Below are 17,468 nucleotides of genomic sequence, written 5' to 3' on the forward strand. Positions count from 1 at the left end.
TCCTGTCGTTCACCCGCGCGTGCAGGCCAGGCGGTAGGCGGCGGCGCCGATCAGCTCCAGCGAGATCTGCAGGCGGTCCGGGCTCATGTTCTGCGCGATCGTGTCCTCGGGCGTGTGGTAGAGTGGCTCCAGCTCGTGCGGGCCGCCCTCGCCGCGCCAGCTGAAGTTCGCCGCGGCGATCTTGCGCTCGTGGAACGGCACGTGGTCGCTGCTGCCGCGCGGCACCGGGCCGTGCACCTGCGCGCCGTAACCCAGCCGTGCCGCGGCGGCGGAGACCTGGGCGGTGGTGGCGTTGTCGCCGCCGTCCACCGAGAGCAGCCAGTAGGCGGTGGCCGGGCCGTGGCTCGTGGCGACCATGTCGTTCTGGAACACGCCCGCGATGCGCGCCGCGTCCGCGTCGGCCAGCTGGTTCACGTAGTAGCGGGAGCCGAGCAGGCCCTGCTCCTCCGAACCCCACAACGCGAATCGCAGCGCCTTGTGCGTCGGCAGGTAGCGCAGCACGCGGGCCAGTTCGAGGGTCAGCACCGTGCCGCTGCCGTCGTCGTTCGCGCCGGGCGAGCCGGGCACGCTGTCGTAGTGCGCGGTCACCATGACCACGCCGTCGTCCCGGCCGGGGAACGTCGCCGGTCGTTCGGCGATGACGTTGTACGAGGTCAGGCCCGCGAGGTGGGTGGTGGAGACGGTCACCGCGACGGCGCCCGCCGCCCGCAGCCGCTCCACGTGCACCTGCGCGATGCCCAGCACCGGCACGGTGACGTTCGCGGTCAGCGTCGGGGAGAACGCGCCGGTCTTGCCCGCCGGCGGCGTCGACACCCGGCCGACCAGCACGGCCGCCGCGCCCAGCCGTGCCGCGTCCAGCACCGCCGTGGAGCCGGTCGGCACGTTCACCAGCAGCGCGACCTTCCCGGTCAGGTCGGCGGGCAGGGACGCGCCGTTGTCCAGGTCCACCACCGGGCCGCTCGCGGTCACGCCCAGCGCGCCGAAGCGGGACGCGCCCGCGTTCCAGGTGTCCGAGCCGACGGTCAGCGTGGACAGGTACTTGTCCGGCACGGTGAACGGCTGCAACGTCACCTGGTAGCGCAGGTCGCGCAGCACGGAGGCGAGGTAGTCGCGGGCCCGGTGCTCGGACTCCGTGCCGCCGATGCGCTGGCCGATCCGCTCGCTGAGCACCCGCAGGTGCTCCATCGCCTTGCGCGCGCGCACCCGGCCCACCACCGGGTAGTCGCCCAGGAACAGGTCGGGCTGCTCGGACGCGCCGGGCCGCTGCGCCCGTGCCGCCGGGTTCAGGCCGAGCGTCACCGCCCCGGCCACGGCCGCGGCACCGGTCAGGAGTGAACGTCTGCGCATGTGCGGACCCCCAAGCTCGTAGATCACCCGAACCTAGGCAGGGGTCCGACCCCCTACAAGAGTCCTGTCGGAGGACACCCCTCGTCCAACGGAACCACGACGATCAGCGCTTACGCCAGCGCACCGGACGAGATACGCGAGCGTTGAACTCGGGGGTCCTGAACGTAGGACACGCGGGTCCTGAGGGTTCGACACGCGCGGGCGGTGAGCTAGCGGGTAGCGGCTTTGTGCAGGTCGCGGAGGGCGCGGACGGCGGCGACGGCGTGGTCCCGGTCCACCGCCTGGACGGCCATGATCGACACGTACTCGTCGTCCGGCAGCTCCAGTCGCGCCCACGACGCGCCGTCCGGGAACGACACGTGCAGCACCTCCGGCCAGCTGAAGCGGTGCGCCGTCACCACGTTGCGCACCTCGACGCCCTCGGCGTCGGCCCGCACGCGCGGCCTGGTCAGCAGCAACATGCCGCACGCCAGCAGCACACCCAGGAAGATCATCGCCACCTGGTCGGACGTCCGGAAGATCACGCCGGTCGGTGTGTCGCCCAGCAGCAACCCGACCACGGTGAACACCGCGACCAGGAACACCGCGCTGGCCCAGGCGACCACGCGGATCTTCTTCGGGCGGAACTCGACCACGTCGACGGCCACGGCGGTCCTCACGATCCGGCTCGCAGCCCGCGCAGCACGACCGCCGTGTCCAACGCCGCCACGCACGCCTCGAAGCCCTTGTCCTCCACCGAGTCCGGGAACCCCGCGCGGGCCAGCGCCTGGTCCTCGTCGTTGGTGGTCAGCACGCCGTTGCCGATCGGCGTCGACGAGTCCAGCGCGACCCGGGTCAGCCCGGCGGTCACGGCGTCGCACACGTACTCGAAGTGCGGCGTGCCGCCCCGGATCACCACTCCCAGCGCCACCACCGCGTCGTGCGTGCGGGCCAGTTCCTGCGCCACCACCGGCAGCTCCACCGCGCCGGCCACCCGCACCACCGTCGGCGACGCGACACCGGCCTTCGCCGCCGCGGCCAACGCCCGCTCGACCAGGTTGTCGGTGATCTTCGTGTGCCACCGCGTGGCCACGACGCCCAGCGTCAGCCCCGCCGCGTCGGGGACGACGTCCTCGGGTCGCCCTTCGCCGCTCATTCCGCTCCCTCCGTGGTGGACACCACCGCGCCGCCCTGGGCCAGCGCCTCGTACTGCTCGAGCTGGTGCAGCTCGTGGCCCATCCGGTCGCGCTTGGTGCGCAGGTACCGCAGGTTCTCCGGGTTGGGCGAGATCGGCAGCGGCACCCGGTCGAGCACGGTCAGCCCGTAGCCCTCCAGGCCGACCCGCTTGGCCGGGTTGTTGGTCAGCAGCCGCATCGACTTGATGCCGAGCGAGGACAGGATCTGCGCGCCGGTGCCGTAGTCGCGCGCGTCGGCGGGCAGCCCGAGCCCCAGGTTCGCGTCCACCGTGTCCGCACCGCGGTCCTGCAGCTGGTACGCCTGCAGCTTGTGCATCAGGCCGATGCCGCGGCCCTCGTGCCCGCGCATGTAGAGCACGACGCCGCGCCCCTGCGCGGCCACCGCCTCCAGCGCCGCGTCCAGCTGCGGGCCGCAGTCGCAGCGCAGCGAGCCGAACACGTCGCCGGTCAGGCACTCCGAGTGCACCCGGACCAGCACGTCCTCGCCGTCGCCGATCTCGCCGTAGACCATCGCGATGTGCTCGATGCCGTCGAGCTTGCTGTCGTAACCGACCGCGGTGAACGTGCCGTGCGCGGTCGGGATGCGCGCCTCGGCGACCCGCTCGACCTGGACCTCCATCCGCCGCCGGTAGGCGATCAGGTCGGCGATCGTGACGAGCGCCAGGTCGTGGTCGGAGGCGAACACCGCCAGCTCGTCGCGGCGGGCCATGTCGCCCTCGTCCTTCTGCGACACGATCTCGCAGAGCACGCCCACCGGCGACAGCCCGGCCATCCGGGCCAGGTCGACGGCGGCCTCGGTGTGCCCGGCACGACGCAGCACGCCACCGTCACGCGCGCGCAGCGGCACCACGTGACCGGGCCGGTTGAAGTCCTTGGCCGTGGCGTCCGGGTCGGCCAGCAACCGGATCGTGTGCGCCCGGTCCGCCGCCGAGATGCCGGTGGAGATGCCCTCCCGGGCGTCCACGGTCACGGTGTACGCGGTGCCGCGCTGGTCCTGGTTCGTGTGGTACATCGGCGGCAGGTCGAGCCGGTCGCAGTCGCTCTCGGTCAGCGACACGCACACGTACCCGGACGTGTAGCGGACCATGAACGCCAGCAGCTCCGGCGTCGCCTTCTCCGCCGCGAAGATGAGGTCGCCCTCGTTCTCGCGGTCCTCGTCGTCCACGACGACGACGGGCCTGCCCGCGGCCATGTCCGCGATGGCCCGCTCGATGTCGGCGAAGTCGTTCACCGGGCCTCCTCGGCGCGCAGGTGGGGCAGCGCGAGCCGCTCGACGTACTTCGCGATCACGTCCACCTCCAGGTTGACGTGGTCGCCCGGCGCCCGCCGGCCGAGGGTGGTGAGCTCCAACGTCGTCGGGATCAGGCTCACCGTGAACTCGTGGCTGAACCCGGCGGTCGCCTCGTCGACGGCGGACACCGACACCACGGTCAGCGACACGCCGTCCACCGTGATCGAGCCCTTCTCCACCACGTACCGGGCCAGGGCGGGCGGCAGGCCGATGTGCACGACCTCCCAGTGCTCGGCCTTCTCCCTGGCCAGCACCACCCCGGTGCCGTCGACGTGGCCCTGCACGATGTGGCCGCCCAGGCGCTGGCCGACGGCGGCGGCGCGCTCCAGGTTGACCCGGTCGCCCCCGGCGATCTTGGCCAGGCTGCTGCGGGTCAGCGTCTCGCGCATCACGTCCGCGGTGAACGCGCCGTCGGCGACGTCCACCACGGTGAGGCACACACCGTTGACCGCTATCGAATCGCCGTGCTTCGCGTCGCTGGTCACCAACGGACCCGCGATGGTGACGCGGGCCGCGTCCGGCAGGTCGGCGACGGCGACGACCTCACCCAACTCCTCGACGATCCCGGTGAACACCGTTCCTCCTCAACGCGCGGGGACTGCGGAGACCCGCACGTCCGGCCCGCACATACTGACTTGCTCCACGACCAATCCCACAGCGTCGGTGACGGTCGACACCCCCGCGTCCCGCAACGCCTGCGGACCGTCGCCCAGGAATTTCGGGGCGAGGTAGGCGAGCACGCGGTCGACGCGGTCGGCCGCCACGAACGCACCCGCCAGGGTAGGCCCGCCCTCCAGCAGCACGTCGACCACGCCCCGCGAGGCCAACGCGCCGAGCACAACGTCCGGGTCGTGCGTCCGCAGGTGCATCGTCTCCGCCTCGTCGTCCAGCACTCGGGCCCCCGGCGGCAGGTCGCCCTTCCCGACGACGACCCGCAACGGCTGCCCGACCCCATCCTGCCCCGGACGCGCGGTCCGCGCGGTCAATCTCGGGTCATCGGTGCGGACCGTGCCGGTACCCACCACGATCGCGTCCACCACCGCGCGGAACTCGTGCACCTCGGCCCGCGACTCCGCCGAGCTGATCCAGCGGCTCGTGCCGTCGCCCGCCGCCACCCGCCCGTCGAGGCTGGCGGCGTACTTCCAGGTCACGTGGGGTCGCCCGGTCCGCGCGTAGTGCAACCAGGCCCGCAACGGACCCCGCCGCACGGCCTCGCCGGCCACCCCGTCCTCGACGAGGACCCCCGCCTCCCGCAGCACCGCGGCCCCACCGGCCGCCTTCGGATTGGGATCCGCCACCGCGAACACCACCCGCGCCACCCCGGCCGCGAGCAACGCCCCGGTGCACGGCGGAGTCCGCCCGTGGTGGGCGCACGGCTCCAACGTCACCACGGCCGTGCCGCCGCGGGCCGACCCACCCGCCTCCGCCAACGCCACCACTTCGGCGTGCGCGCCACCCGGCGGCCGGGTGGCGCCGACACCGACCACCTGCCCGCCCGCGTCCAAGATCACACAACCCACCGGCGGATTCGGACTGGTCGTGCCCCGCACCCGCTCGCTCGCCGCGACGGCCAGCGCCATCGCCTCGTCCACGTTCACCGCGCGCGCGTCGCCTGCTCGCGCAGCCGCTCCAGCGCCGCACCGGGGTCGGCCGCGTCGTACACCGCCGACCCGGCCACGAAGCAGTCCACACCGGCCTCGGCCGCCTGCTCGATCGTGTCCGCGTTGATGCCGCCGTCGATCTCGACCACCAGCCGGAGGTGCCCGGTGTCGACCAACCGCCGCGCCACCCGGACCTTGTCCAACACCTCGGCCATGAACGACTGCCCGCCGAACCCCGGCTCCACCGACATGATCAGCAACGTGTCGTAGTGCTTCAACACGTCCACGTGCGGCTCCAGCGCCGTGCCCGGCTTCAACGACAACCCGGCCTTCGCACCCGCCGCACGCAGGTTCTTCGCCAACGCCACCGGATCACCGGCCGCCTCCACGTGCACGGTCACGTTGTACGCGCCCGCCTCCGCGTACCCGATGGCCCAGCGGTCCGGGTCGTCGATCATCAGGTGGCAGTCGAGCGGCAGGTCGGTCGCCTTGCGCAACGACTTCACCACCGGCAGCCCGATGGTCAGGTTGGGCACGAAGTGCGCGTCCATGACGTCCACGTGCAGCCAGTCGGCCGACGGCACGGCGGCGGCCTCGTCGGCGAGTCGGGCGAAATCGGCGGACAGGATGCTCGGGGCGATCATCGGCTGGTGGACCACGGGTGCCGAGTCTAGGCTTCCACGATTGCCCGGATCTGGCCGGGAGCCGTATTTCACCCTCCGCTTTTCCGACTACTCACGCGGGTAGTTCCCTAGCCGCTGTGCCTGCCATAACGTGCACACCGGGGGGCTGCAACTGGGGAGCACTGGGGATGAATGCCGAATTCCGACACAAGATCGCACTGATCACCGGGGCCTGTTCACCGCTCGGCGCCGAGGTGGTCGAGTCGCTGGCCAGGCAGGGCGCGCTGGTCGCGGCCGTCGACAGCGACGGCGCGAGACTCGCCGACCTGGTCGAACGCCTCCACGCACAGGGCCTGCGGATCGCCGGCAGGCAGATCGACGTCACGTCCAGCGCGGCCGTCGACGCCCTCGTCGACCAGGTGGAACGGGAGTTCGGCGCCATCGACGCCCTGGTCGCCACGGCAGGCGCACTGCGCCCCGGCCCGGCCCTCTCGATCACCGACGACGACTGGTCGCACACCTTCGCGGTCAACGTGGACGGCGTGTTCAACGTCTCGCGCGCCGTCGCCACCAGAATGGTCGACCGGGGCAGGGGCACGATCGTCATGGCGCCCGCCCACGTGATCGCCGTGCCGAGATCGGGCATCGCCGCCTACGCCGCATCACGCGCCGCAGCCATCGCCTACACAGAGTGCCTGGCCGTCGAAGTAGCACCACACGGCGTCCACTGCGCCGTTGTAGCACCCGCCGACGTCCGCCGTGTCGCCGACGAAGTCAGGTTCCTCCTCGCCGACACCTCCCCCATCTCCAACGCCGTCGGCGCCTGAACCAAACATCCACAACGGACCCGGAACCACCCCGCAGAGGCCCGATTTGACATGGGTTCGGGTGCTTTAGGCTGGTCGAAGCCGGCAGGCCCGGCGGGGAAAAGCGTCCCGCCGGGCCTGCCGGCTTTGGCCTGCCTGGAGTGCCCGTAAGGGCCCCATGTCAAATCGAGCCGGGCTTGAGCGTGACCATCGGACCAAACCCGGGCAGTCACACCGAACCGGACCTACAGCGTGCCCCGGCCCCTCACACCGTCGACGTCGTCTCCGCACTCGCCTGCTCGTGCGCCAACCGCGCCAACTCCACCCGCGAACTGATCCCGAGCTTCCTGAAGATCCCCCGCAGGTGGTAGTTCACCGTGTGCGGCGACACGAACAACTGCTTCGCCACCTGCCTGTTGGTCAACCCGGCCCCCACCAACCGGGCTATGTCCCGCTCCGCCCCGGACAACAACCGCCACCCCTCCACAACACCCCCGACACCCACACCCCCACCACCCGACCCCACACCCCCACGTAACCGGGCCAACTCACCATCCGCCCCCATCCGCTCGAAGATCCGCGACGCCACCGTCGTGTGCGCCGAAGCCCGAACCACCTCACCGGCCTCCACCAACACCTCCGCGAGGTCCTCGTTCGCGTTCGCCCGCGCCCACGGATGCCGATGCCGCTCCGCCGCCTCCCGCAACCGCTCCGCGTCCCGCTCCACCAACGCCCGCGCGTGCCCGGCCGCCACCGACACCGTCGCGAACCCCGGGTTCTCGGCCGCCAGCCGCTCGGCCGCGCCGACCACCTCCCCCGCCAGCCCGCTGTCCCCCACCGCCGAAGCCTGCCGCACCAACCACGACGCGGCACCCGGCTCCTCGATCAACATCCGCCGCGCACCGACGGGGTCGTCCATCCGCTCACGCGCCAACTCGGCGGCCCGCTCCGCCCCACCCCGGGCGTGCGCCAACAACAACTCCACCCAGTCGTACTGCCCCGAGTGCAACACCGCCTCACCGGCCGCCAGCTCCGCCCGGTACCGACGCACGTGCTCGGTCGCCGCCACGACGTCACCCCGGTACAGCGCCACCGTCGCCAACACCGTCGACGCGAGCGGCACCAGGATCCGCAGCCCGCGGTCCCGCGCGCTCGACAGCCCGCGCCGCGCCGCCGCCAGCGCCCGGTCCAACTCCCCCGCCTGGACCAGCACCCTGGCCCGCGCGATCGTCCGGGCGGTCGGCGCACCCGCCTTCAGGGCCTCGTCGACACAAGCCACCCCGCCGCACACCGCCCCGCCGCACCCCGCCTCACCACAAGCCGCGTCGGAGTCCGCCCCGTCGCGCACCCACTTCTCCGCCTGCTCGAACTCGCCCAACGCCGACAGCTTCAACGCGAACGACACCGCCGACTGCGACTGCCACCACGCCGTGGGCCGGTCGAGCTCCCAGCGGGTCGACTCACGCCCCCAGTACATGGCCTCGGCGAGCTTCCCGGCGTTCCACTCCAGGCACGAGTGGACCGTCGCCGCCATCACCACGTCCGCGTCCGCGGGCTCCCGGTCCCGCGTCGTCAACACCGACAACGCGTGCGCGCCCGCCCGGCTCCCCGTGGCGAAGTACAGCGACAGCAACCGCCCGGCCTCCGCGAGCCGCCGCAACGGCGCGGGCACACCCGGCGTGGTCAGCACCTGCTCCATCTCGGAGACCGCGTCGGCGGGCCGTCCGTCCGCCAGCAGGATCCCCGCCAGCACGAGGTGCAGCTCCGCCGCCGCGCCGGCGGGCACCCCACCGGTCAGGCTCTGCCTCGCCAGCGCGATGGCGGAGCCGAGCTTGCCGTTGGCGGCCAACGACCGCACCCCGCTCACCGCGACCGCGCCCTGCGCCTCGTCCTCCTCGCTCCACTTCCCGGGAGCCTCGCCCACCTCGGCCGACCTCGTGCGCAACGCCTCCGCGTCGTGCCGCAGGGCGTGCCGCACCGACCCGGGCATCGAGTCGACCACGGCCCGCCACACCAGGTCGGACGCGAACTCCAGCCGCTCGTCGACGCACGCCACCAGCCCGGAGGCCAGCACCTCGTCCACCGCGAGCAGCAACGCGCCGGTGGTCTCGTCCATCATTGCGGCCACGTCCTGGAGCAGGAACGACTTGCCGATCACGGCCGCGACCCGCACCACCTGGCCGGCCTTGGGCGACATCGCGTCGACCTGACCGCGCAGCACGGCCCCGACCCGGCGCGGCAGCCACCCGCCACGCGGCCGGGCCACGCCGTCGCGCACGTCGAGCCGCCCCTCTTCCCTCAAGCCCTCCACGAGTTCGGCGACCAGGCGCGGGTTGCCGCCCGCGCCCGCCGTGAACGAGGCCAGGTCGGGGTGCGGCACCGCGTCCACCAGGTCGGTGACCATCCGCTCGACCGCGTCGTCGTCGAGCGGCGCGAGCGGGAGCACCTCCCCGTGCCGGCTCAGCGCGTCCCGGACCTCCGCGGCGTCACCGCACATCGCCGCCAACACCGAGACGGACCGGTCCCCGCCGGCTGCCCGCGCCAACTCCAGCAACGCCGCCGGGTCTTCGTGCGCCTCGTCCACCGCGATCAACACCGGCACCCGATCGATTCCCATCCGATCGAGTGCCGCCGTCACGTCGGTCGACTCCGCCAACCGGCCACCCGGAACGGGCACCACGGCGTAACCCCGGTCGCGGGCGGCGGCAACCGCCTCGCGCAACAGGGACGTCTTTCCGGAGCACGGCGGGCCGTCGATGACCAGCAGGCCACCGGGCGTGGACAGGAAGCGGAGAACCGAAGCCCATTCACGATCCCGGCCGTACAATTTCGACACAATCAAGACTGCTACGCATCTCGACTGGCTGTCAATTCAGCCGGTTGCGGCGTTACCGGCGTTTTCACCTAATGCGACGAGCGGCGCCACCCGATCCAGTTCACGCATCACCGACTCGGGATCGGACGCGAGCACCACTCCGGCGGAACGCAACACGGCCAAGTGGCCCTCGAACGCGGGGTGGGCCGCCTGGCCCTCGGACACCTGCGGCAGCACGACCATCGGCTTGCGGTCGCCCAGCGCCTCGCACAACACCGTGAGCGCCTGGTTGTCCGCGATCCCCACCGCGAGCTTGACCAGCGAGTTCGCCGTCGCCGGCGCGAACACGAACGCGTCCGGCGCGGGGTGGGGCTTGGGCTCCCACGGCAGGCGGGACGTCCACCGCACCGGCAACGCCGTCAACGCCCGGAGCGAATCCGCCCGGGGCTCGAGCCAGCGGGCCGCGGTAGGCGTGAACGTGATGGCCAACCGCCACCCCTTGGCGGCCAGGGGCCGAGCGAGCCCGTCCACGAACCACCGCTCGACCCCGCCACCCGCCGACGCGACAACACCGAGCACCGCCGCACCGCTCACCAGAGCACCGGTCATCGAATCACCGATTCCCCGATTCACCCGGTCACCGAATCACCGGACACCCGCATCACCGGATCAACCCACCACTCACACCGGTCGCCGCAGAATCGCGCAGAACATCGCGTCCGTCCCGTGCTTGTGCGGCCACAACTGCACCTGCGGCCCGTCGCCCAGGTCCGGCACGTCCGGGAAGAACTCCCGCGCGTCCAACCACTCCGCCCCGGTCCGGCGCGCCACGTCGCCCACCACGCCCACCGTCTCCGACAGGTGCGGCGAGCACACCACGTACGCCACCACACCGCCCGGCCTGACCAGCGACAACGCCGCCGTCAGCAGCTCGCGCTGCAACCTCGCCAGCGGCGCGACGTCCGACGGCTGCCGCCGCCACCGCGCCTCCGGCCGCCGCCGCAACGCGCCCAACCCCGTGCACGGCGCGTCCACCAGCACCCGGTCGAACCCGCCATCCTCGAGCCCGGACTCACGACCGTCGGCCACGTGCACCGTGATCGGCAGGTCGCCCATGGCCTTGCGGATCAGCTCCGCCCGGTGCGGCGCCTTCTCGACGGCGTCCATCGACGCGCCCGACAACCGGGCCAGCGACCCCAGCAGCACGGCCTTCCCGCCGGGTCCGGCGCACAGGTCGAGCCACCGCTCGTCACGACCCTCGACCGGCACCCGCGTCAACGCCACGGCGCACAGCTGGCTGCCCTCGTCCTGCACGGCCGCCAGCCGCTCACGCACCGCGTCGAGGTCGCCCGGGTCGCCCGCGCCCGCGTCCAGGTGCACCCCGTACGGCGAGTACGGCGCCACCTCGCCGCCCGTCATCGCGGCCAACTCCTCCGCGCTGCACTCACCGGGCCTGGCCGCCAGGTGCACCGCCGGCCGCATGTCGTCGGCGACCAACGCCTCCCGCAACGGCTCGCCGCGACTGCCGAGCGCCTCCGCGAACGCTTGCGCGATCCACCGGGGGTGCGCGTTGGCCATGGCGACGTACCCGATCGGGTCGGTGTCCTCGTCCGGCGCGACCTCCTCGACCCAGGCGGCCTCGTCCTGCCCGGTCACCCGCCGCAGCACGGCGTTCGCGAACCCGGCCGCGCCCGAACCGCGGTCGGCGCGCACCAGGTCGACCGTCGAGGCCACCGCCGCGTGCGCCGGGATGCGCGTGCGCAGCAACTGGTAAGTGCCCAGCCGCAACGCGTCGAGCACCGCACCGTCCACTTCGGACAACGGCCGGTCGGTGCAGGCCGCCAGCACCGCGTCCAGCAGCCCCTGCGCGCGCAGCGACCCGTACGTCAGCTCGGTCGCCAGGGCCGCGTCGCGCCCGGTGATCCGACGTTCCCGCAGGATGCCCGGCAGCACCAGGTTCGCGTAGGCGTCGCGCTGCCGAACGGCGCGCAACGTGTCCAGCGCGGCCTGCCGCGCGGGGTCCTCCACGGGCGGGCGCTCCGGACCGGTGCGACCGCGTGGCGGGTGCGCCCGCCGGGGGCGGGATGGACGCGAAGACCTCTGGGTCATGAAATCCGTTCCCCCGCTTCGATCCGGGCGCCGCGCGCCCAGTCGGTCGCCGACATCCGCTTCTTGCCCTGCGCCTGCACCTCGCCCAACGCCACCGGCTCGGTGGCCGTGCCGACGAGCACGCGCTTGCGCTCCACCCGGATCTCGCCGGGCGCGAGCGGCTCGTCCGCCTCGACCGGGAGCACCGGGCCGAGCTTGAGCCGCTCACCGCGGAACTCCGCCCACGCGCCGGGGTCCGGCGTCACCGCGCGGGCCACCCGGTCGATCGCGACGGCGGGCGTGCCGAAGTCGAGCCGAGCGTCGTCGACGGTCACCTTCGGCGCGTAGCTCACGCCCTCCTCGGGCTGGTCCACCGGCCGCAGCGTGCCGTCCGCGACACCGTCCACAGTGGACAGCAGGAGTCGCGCGCCGGACTCGGCGAGCCTGCCGAGCAGGTCACCGGCCGTGTCCCGGTCGCGCACCCGCTCGGTCACCACGCCGTACACCGGGCCCGCGTCCAGCTCCTTGACGATGCGGAACGTGGTCGCGCCGGTGATGTCGTCGCCGTGCCGCACGGACGCCTGCACGGGCGCCGCGCCGCGCCAGGCCGGCAGCACGGAGAAGTGCAGGTTCACCCAACCGTGACGAGGGATCGCCAGGGCGGACTCGGGCAGCAGCGCGCCGTAGGCCACCACCGGGCACAGGTCCGGCTCCAGCTCCTTCAACCGCGCCTGGAACACCGGGTCGCCCGCCTTGGCCGGCGCCAGCACCTCGATGCCGCGTTCGTCGGCCAGCGCCGCGACCGGGGAGCGCTCCACCCGGCGGCCACGACCGGCCGGCGCGTCCGGCCGCGTCACCACGGCCACGACCTCGTGCCGGCCGGACTCCAGCAGCGCCCGCAACGACGGCAGCGCGACCTCGGGCGTGCCCGCGAAGACCAGCCGCATGTCAGACCCCTCCGCAACGCACGTCGGGACTCCACCGGGACGGCCTGGTTTCCTGGACGAACACGCACTCTCCTCGCATCTTCCGCGACACCGCAGACCGCAAGTCTAGAAGAGCGCCTTCCACCCAGCTCGCCCGCGCGGTCGCGCCCATCGTTCGCGAGGTCGCGTCGATCCAGGCGACCGAGCCGCCGTCTGCGGAGCAGCGGCCATGTCACAGAGCAGCGGCTATCAAACACCGAACAGCGGGTGCGGCGACTGCTTGATCGTCGGCACGCCGCCGTCGAACCACGACTGCTGCCGGATCGCCCGCATGGCCTCCTTGCGGGTCCTCTCGTCCAGCCGGTCGAGGAACAGCACGCCGTCCAGGTGGTCGGTCTCGTGCTGGATGCAGCGGGCCAGCAGGTCCGTGCCCTCGACCTCGATCGGCTCGCCGTGCATGTTCCAGCCCCTGGCCACCACGTGCCGGTGCCGGCGGCAGTCCCACGACAGGCCGGGGATCGACAGGCAGCCCTCCGGGCCGTCCTGCTCCTCCTCGCCGACCACCTCGAACGTCGGGTTCACCAGGTGACCGGCGAAACCGTCGCAGTGGTAGGTGAACACCCGCAGGCCGACGCCGAGCTGCGGCGCGGCCAACCCGGCGCCGCCCGCCTCGCTCATGGTGTCCCACAGGTCCTTGACCAGCTTGCGCAGCTCCGCGTCGAAGTCGGTGACCTCGACGGCGGGCGTCCGCAGCACCGGGTCGCCGAACAGCCGGATCGGTTGGACGGTCACGCGCACTCCTCGAAGCCTGGGGAGGTTCCAGTCTACGAAAGCACGTTCAGTGCTCCAGGTCACGGCCGAGGAACGCGACGCCGACCAGCGCGGCCAGCAAGTGCCCGACGAACCGGACCGCCGTCGTGACCACGGGCTTCACCGCGGCGGCGGTCGGGCGGCTGACAGCGCTCGGCGTGGGTGTCATGGTCATCGTGGTCATGTCGGCTCCTCTGCTCCCGGCTCCCCGCGTGCACCCAGCGTGCGCCCCGACGCCGTCGGCGGGCGTCCGCTCGGAGTAGCGGGACGCCGTCATCCCCGGGGATGAGATCGGCTGCAACGCCGGGGGCGGCTGCGGCTACCTACCGGCATGACTGCTGCGACATCGGGCCGGCAGGGGGCAGCACGGGTGACCGACACCGACGCGGAGCTGTGGGCGCGGGGCGACCAGGCGGCGTTCGGCGCGCTGTTCGACCGGCACGCCGAGGCGGTGTGGAACCACGCCTACCGGCTGACGGCGTCGTGGTCGCTCGCCGAGGACCTCACCTCCGCCACGTTCCTGGCCGCGTGGCGGCGCCGGTCCGAGATCACCCTGGTCCGCGACAGCGCCCTGCCGTGGCTCTACACCGTGGCGGGCAACCTGGCTCGCACCGAGTTCCGCCGCCTCGGCCGGTTCCGGCGGGCGTTGCGCCGGGTGCCCGACGACGACGTGGTGCCCGACCACGCCGAGCGCGTCATCGCCTCGGTGGACGACGACCGCGCGTTGCGCCGGGTGCTGGACGTCGTGGCGACCTTGCCCAGAGCCGAACGGGAGGCCGTGGAGCTGGTCCTGCTGGGCGAGCTGTCCACGGCCGAGGCCGCCGAAGTGCTCGGCGTCGCCGAGGTGAGCGTGCGCTCGCGGATCTCGCGGGCCCGTGCCCGACTGCGTGCTGTGGAGGAGCGATGAGCCAGCCGGGGATCAACCTGCCACCGCACCGCCCCCTGCCACCTGACGTGCGGAAACGGCTGCGCCGCCGGGTCGTGGGCGGTGGGGCCGTGCGCGCGCCGCTCGCCGCCGCGGCGGCCGTCGTGGTGCTCGCCGCGGGCGGTGCGATCATCGCCCAGTCCACCGGGGGCGACGACCGCACCGCCGTCACGCCGCCGTCCACCACCTCCTCGGCGGCCGGGTCGCAGGCCCCTCCCGTCACCGGCGTCTCGCCCGGCGCGGCCACGACCGACGCGGCGCGGTGCGGGCTCGGCGACGCCGACGTGCGGTTCACGCTCCTCCTGGCGGGCCGCCGGATCCTCGTGACGCGGGACGACCGGTTCTGCGAGCTCACGCACACGACGATCTCGAAGAACAACCCCGCGGTCGGCCCGGTCCCGCTCGAGGACGGCGCGGCGGCGGTGTTGTGGCGCAGTGGCAGCGGCGTGCTGATCGGGCGCGTGCCGACCGGGACCGGCCACGTCGTGCTGGACTCCGGGGACCCGACCGGCACCGGACCCGTCCCGGTCTCGCTGGTGGAGGACCTGTTCGTGACCCCGTACACCATGGTGGGCTTGTCGGCGCGCTTCACCACGTCGTCGAGCGTGGTCTTCGCGGGGATCGACGTCGCGGCGCTGCCCACCGCGGAGGTGTGGGCGGCGCCGCGGGAGGAGCTGCCACCGGGCGACCCGGACGTGGCCCGGTGCCTGGACCTGGCCCTGCGGGACGGGGCGCGGTGGGTCGGCGACCCGCTGACGTGGCGGCCCGGAGCGATGTCGGGCGGCAGGCCGGACGCCCGACTGGTGCTCCACGACCAGGCCGGGAAGACCGCCTACTGCGAGTTCAGCCTGGCGCGGCCGTTCCTCGTGCACGAGGAGAACGCGGCACGGCAGGGTGGCGAGTCGTTCGAGGTCCGCTACGTGACCAGTCGCCAGACCGGCCCCGGACCGGGCGACGGGCACGTCCTGCTGGCCGGCACGGTCGACGCGACGCGCGTGGGCGGCCTGGAGATCACCGACCCCCAAGGTCGAACGCTGCCGGCCACCCTCAGGGACGGCACGTTCATCGCCCGGTTCGACCAGCGGCACCTGACCGCCACCGACGCCCTGCTCGAAGGCTTCCGGGTGCGCGTGCTCGACCACGGCGACCAGCCGATCGAGACCGTGGCGCTGGGCTGAGGCCGGTGTGGTCCCACCCGGTCGAGGGGTGGGCGGGACCACACCACCACGTCATCGCGTCGGCCACACCGCCCGGGCCGCGCCGCCGCCACGCCGGGACGTCTCCGCCGCCGCGCGCCACCGGCCGTCGGGCAGGCGTTCGACCGCCGTGACCGCGCCGATCTCGGCGGTCGACGTGAACCGGTGGCCCAGCGCGCGCAGCGCCGCGGCCTCCGGGCCCGCCAGGAACGCGGGCTCGGCCTGGGTGTTGGCGGCGTTGCGCTGGGACGCGCGCGGCGCGGCGATGGCCTCGACCAGCGGCGTGCCGCGGTCCAGCCGCCGGGTCAGCACCTGCAGGACGGTGGTGATGATGGTCGCGCCGCCGGGCGAGCCGAGCGCCAGCACCGGCTTGCCGTGCTCCAGCACGATCGTCGGCGTCATCGACGAGCGCGGGCGCTTGCCGGGGCCGGGCAGGTTCGGGTCCGGCACGCCCGGCGTCACCGGCGTGAACGAGAAGTCGGTCAGCTCGTTGTTGAGCAGGAACCCGCGACCGGGCACCACGATGCCGCTGCCGCCCTCCTGCTCGATGGTCAGCGTGTAGGCGACCACGTTGCCCCAGCGGTCGGCGACCGTCAGGTGCGTGGTGTCCGTGCCCTCGTACGGCGTGGCGGCCGGCTCGCCGCTGGTCGCGCACGGCGTCGGGTTGCGCGGATCACCGGGTGCGACCGCGCCGGTCATGGCCGCCGTCGGCGAGATCAGGCACGCCCGGCTGTCGGCGAAGCGCTGCGACAGCAGCTCCCTCGTCGGGACGTCGCTGAACGCCGGGTCGCCGACCCAGCGGTTGCGGTCGGCGAACGACAGCCGGCTGGCCTCCAGGAACCGGTGCAGGTACTGGACCGGGTCCTCGGCGGCCAGGTCCGTGGTCTCGAGGATGTTCAACGCCTCACCGGCGGTCGTGCCGCCGGAGGACGGCGGGGCCATGCCGAACACGTCGTAGTCGCGGTAGCGGACGCGGGTCGGCTCGCGCAGCGGCGCCTCGTACCCGGCGAGGTCGGCCGCCGTCATGTCACCGGCCCGGACCTTGCGGGTGGAGCCCGCCACCACGGGCGGCTGCCGGACCGCCGCCACCAGGTCGCGACCCACCTCACCGCGGTAGAACGCGGACATGCCGTCCTTGCGCAGCGCGCGGTAGGTGTCGGCCAGGTCGGGGTTGCGGAACGTGCTGCCGATCGCCGGCGGCGCGCCGCCAGGCAGGTACAGGGCGCTGGTCGAGCTGAAGTCCGCGAAGCGGGCGGCGTTGTCGGTGACCTGCCGGTGGAACGTGGCGTCGACGGTGAAGCCGCGCCGGGCCAGCTCCTCCGCCGGCCGCACGGCCTGGTCGAGCGACCACGTGCCCCAGTGCCGCAGCGCCTGCTGCCAGGTGCGCGGCGTGCCGGGCACGCCCACCGACAACCCGCTGGTCATGGCCTCGGCGAACGGGAGCGCGACGCCGTTCTCCACGAACAGGTCCGCGTCGGCGGAGGCGGGCGCGGTCTCCCGACCGTCCACTGTGGACACGCGGTGCGTGCGGGCGTCGTAGTGCACGAGGAACCCGCCGCCGCCGATGCCGGCCGAGAACGGGTCGGTGACGCCCAGCGCGGCGGCCACGGCGACGGCGGCGTCCACCGCGTTGCCGCCGCGGCGCAGGACGTCGACGCCGATCTGCGAGGCGTCGGGGTCGACGCTGGAGACCACGCCACCGAAGCCGACCGCTTCGGGCGCGCGTGGTGGATCGGTGACGGCGGTGGCGGTGGCGGGCAGGAGGGGTACGACGAGGAGTGATGCGAGGACGCTGGCGACAGTCGACCGGAGCATCGTTCCCTTCTACTCCACCCCGGCCGAAAGCAGAACCACCCGGACGTCGC

17 protein-coding genes are annotated in these 17,468 nt (G+C 73.3%); 3 read left to right on the forward strand and 14 right to left on the reverse strand.

From position 1 onward, the window contains the following. Window positions 1–9: 9 nt before the first annotated feature. The 7 genes from LNK82_RS23600 to rpe all read right to left on the reverse strand — a co-directional run bounded on the left by LNK82_RS23600 (window position 10) and on the right by rpe (window position 6,058). The gene (locus LNK82_RS23600; RefSeq protein WP_230569173.1) at window positions 10–1,347 is read right to left on the reverse strand and encodes a M28 family peptidase; all 1,338 of its coding nucleotides are present in this window, start codon (window positions 1,345–1,347) and stop codon (window positions 10–12) included. 209 nt (window positions 1,348–1,556) lie between these two features. Continuing rightward, entirely contained in the window at window positions 1,557–1,994 is a 438-nt protein-coding gene (locus LNK82_RS23605; protein WP_372470622.1) for a PH domain-containing protein, read from the reverse strand. An 8-nt stretch (window positions 1,995–2,002) separates the two neighbouring features. Then, on the reverse strand, window positions 2,003–2,482 hold the full coding sequence (ribH, locus tag LNK82_RS23610) for a 6,7-dimethyl-8-ribityllumazine synthase (protein WP_230569175.1): 480 nt from the start codon (window positions 2,480–2,482) through the stop codon (window positions 2,003–2,005). Continuing rightward, a complete protein-coding gene (locus LNK82_RS23615) occupies window positions 2,479–3,753 on the reverse strand; it encodes a bifunctional 3,4-dihydroxy-2-butanone-4-phosphate synthase/GTP cyclohydrolase II (protein WP_308257256.1) in 1,275 nt (424 codons plus the stop codon). The genes ribH and LNK82_RS23615 overlap by 4 nt, the downstream gene beginning before the upstream one ends. Next, window positions 3,750–4,388, reverse strand: a complete 639-nt coding sequence (locus LNK82_RS23620; protein WP_230569176.1) for a riboflavin synthase — start codon at window positions 4,386–4,388, stop codon at window positions 3,750–3,752. Before LNK82_RS23620 ends, LNK82_RS23615 begins: the two co-directional genes overlap by 4 nt. A gap of 9 nt (window positions 4,389–4,397) precedes the next feature. Then, window positions 4,398–5,393 carry a bifunctional diaminohydroxyphosphoribosylaminopyrimidine deaminase/5-amino-6-(5-phosphoribosylamino)uracil reductase RibD gene (gene ribD, locus LNK82_RS23625; protein WP_230569305.1) on the reverse strand — a complete coding sequence of 332 codons (996 nt, stop codon included), beginning with the start codon at window positions 5,391–5,393 and terminating at the stop codon, window positions 4,398–4,400. A 14-nt stretch (window positions 5,394–5,407) separates the two neighbouring features. Then, window positions 5,408–6,058: a ribulose-phosphate 3-epimerase gene (rpe, locus tag LNK82_RS23630; protein ID WP_268996941.1), complete on the reverse strand. Its 651-nt coding sequence runs from the start codon at window positions 6,056–6,058 to the stop codon at window positions 5,408–5,410. A 167-nt stretch (window positions 6,059–6,225) separates the two neighbouring features. On the opposite strand from rpe, the gene LNK82_RS23635 reads away from it, so the two are divergent. Then, a complete protein-coding gene (locus LNK82_RS23635; protein ID WP_230569178.1) occupies window positions 6,226–6,864 on the forward strand; it encodes an SDR family NAD(P)-dependent oxidoreductase in 639 nt (212 codons plus the stop codon). Window positions 6,865–7,108: 244 nt separating this feature from the next. On the opposite strand, the gene LNK82_RS23640 is transcribed toward LNK82_RS23635, so the two are convergent. The 6 genes from LNK82_RS23640 to LNK82_RS23665 form a co-directional block, all read right to left on the reverse strand. After that, a complete protein-coding gene (locus LNK82_RS23640) occupies window positions 7,109–9,679 on the reverse strand; it encodes a helix-turn-helix transcriptional regulator (protein WP_230569179.1) in 2,571 nt (856 codons plus the stop codon). 36 nt (window positions 9,680–9,715) lie between these two features. Continuing rightward, a complete protein-coding gene (locus LNK82_RS23645) occupies window positions 9,716–10,267 on the reverse strand; it encodes a flavoprotein (RefSeq protein WP_230569180.1) in 552 nt (183 codons plus the stop codon). 72 nt (window positions 10,268–10,339) lie between these two features. After that, the gene (locus LNK82_RS23650; RefSeq protein ID WP_230569181.1) at window positions 10,340–11,767 is read right to left on the reverse strand and encodes an RsmB/NOP family class I SAM-dependent RNA methyltransferase; all 1,428 of its coding nucleotides are present in this window, start codon (window positions 11,765–11,767) and stop codon (window positions 10,340–10,342) included. Beyond that, window positions 11,764–12,693 carry a methionyl-tRNA formyltransferase gene (gene fmt / locus LNK82_RS23655; protein WP_230569182.1) on the reverse strand — a complete coding sequence of 310 codons (930 nt, stop codon included), beginning with the start codon at window positions 12,691–12,693 and terminating at the stop codon, window positions 11,764–11,766. The genes LNK82_RS23650 and fmt overlap by 4 nt, the downstream gene beginning before the upstream one ends. Before the next feature lie 228 nt (window positions 12,694–12,921). After that, the gene (gene def, locus LNK82_RS23660) at window positions 12,922–13,464 is read right to left on the reverse strand and encodes a peptide deformylase (protein WP_230569183.1); all 543 of its coding nucleotides are present in this window, start codon (window positions 13,462–13,464) and stop codon (window positions 12,922–12,924) included. 46 nt (window positions 13,465–13,510) lie between these two features. Continuing rightward, window positions 13,511–13,666: a hypothetical protein gene (locus LNK82_RS23665; protein WP_230569184.1), complete on the reverse strand. Its 156-nt coding sequence runs from the start codon at window positions 13,664–13,666 to the stop codon at window positions 13,511–13,513. Window positions 13,667–13,813: 147 nt separating this feature from the next. Between LNK82_RS23665 and LNK82_RS23670 the strand changes: the two genes are divergently transcribed. Both LNK82_RS23670 and LNK82_RS23675 read left to right on the forward strand, forming a co-directional pair. After that, window positions 13,814–14,389, forward strand: a complete 576-nt coding sequence (locus LNK82_RS23670; RefSeq protein ID WP_230569185.1) for an RNA polymerase sigma factor — start codon at window positions 13,814–13,816, stop codon at window positions 14,387–14,389. Then, window positions 14,386–15,585, forward strand: coding sequence for a hypothetical protein (locus LNK82_RS23675; protein ID WP_230569186.1), 1,200 nt, complete (start codon window positions 14,386–14,388; stop codon window positions 15,583–15,585). Before LNK82_RS23670 ends, LNK82_RS23675 begins: the two co-directional genes overlap by 4 nt. Before the next feature lie 51 nt (window positions 15,586–15,636). Here LNK82_RS23675 and ggt read toward each other — a convergent pair whose 3' ends face one another. Beyond that, a complete protein-coding gene (gene ggt, locus LNK82_RS23680) occupies window positions 15,637–17,418 on the reverse strand; it encodes a gamma-glutamyltransferase (RefSeq protein WP_230569187.1) in 1,782 nt (593 codons plus the stop codon). Window positions 17,419–17,468 lie beyond the last annotated feature (50 nt).

The organism is Saccharothrix luteola (assembly GCF_020859565.1).
GTDB lineage: Bacteria > Actinomycetota > Actinomycetes > Mycobacteriales > Pseudonocardiaceae > Actinosynnema > Actinosynnema luteola.

What these genes read in the sequence shown, in the direction of transcription:
- LNK82_RS23650 (WP_230569181.1), bottom strand. Translation starts at nt 11,767, where the DNA reads ATGACCCAGAGGTCTTCGCGTCCATCCCGCCCCCGGCGGGCGCACCCG.
- LNK82_RS23600 (WP_230569173.1), bottom strand. Translation starts at nt 1,347, where the DNA reads ATGCGCAGACGTTCACTCCTGACCGGTGCCGCGGCCGTGGCCGGGGCG.
- LNK82_RS23675 (WP_230569186.1), top strand. Translation starts at nt 14,386, where the DNA reads ATGAGCCAGCCGGGGATCAACCTGCCACCGCACCGCCCCCTGCCACCT.
- ribD (WP_230569305.1), bottom strand. Translation starts at nt 5,393, where the DNA reads ATGGCGCTGGCCGTCGCGGCGAGCGAGCGGGTGCGGGGCACGACCAGT.
- LNK82_RS23645 (WP_230569180.1), bottom strand. Translation starts at nt 10,267, where the DNA reads ATGACCGGTGCTCTGGTGAGCGGTGCGGCGGTGCTCGGTGTTGTCGCG.
- LNK82_RS23670 (WP_230569185.1), top strand. Translation starts at nt 13,814, where the DNA reads ATGACTGCTGCGACATCGGGCCGGCAGGGGGCAGCACGGGTGACCGAC.
- fmt (WP_230569182.1), bottom strand. Translation starts at nt 12,693, where the DNA reads ATGCGGCTGGTCTTCGCGGGCACGCCCGAGGTCGCGCTGCCGTCGTTG.
- ribH (WP_230569175.1), bottom strand. Translation starts at nt 2,482, where the DNA reads ATGAGCGGCGAAGGGCGACCCGAGGACGTCGTCCCCGACGCGGCGGGG.
- LNK82_RS23635 (WP_230569178.1), top strand. Translation starts at nt 6,226, where the DNA reads ATGAATGCCGAATTCCGACACAAGATCGCACTGATCACCGGGGCCTGT.
- LNK82_RS23665 (WP_230569184.1), bottom strand. Translation starts at nt 13,666, where the DNA reads ATGACCACGATGACCATGACACCCACGCCGAGCGCTGTCAGCCGCCCG.
- rpe (WP_268996941.1), bottom strand. Translation starts at nt 6,058, where the DNA reads ATGATCGCCCCGAGCATCCTGTCCGCCGATTTCGCCCGACTCGCCGAC.
- ggt (WP_230569187.1), bottom strand. Translation starts at nt 17,418, where the DNA reads ATGCTCCGGTCGACTGTCGCCAGCGTCCTCGCATCACTCCTCGTCGTA.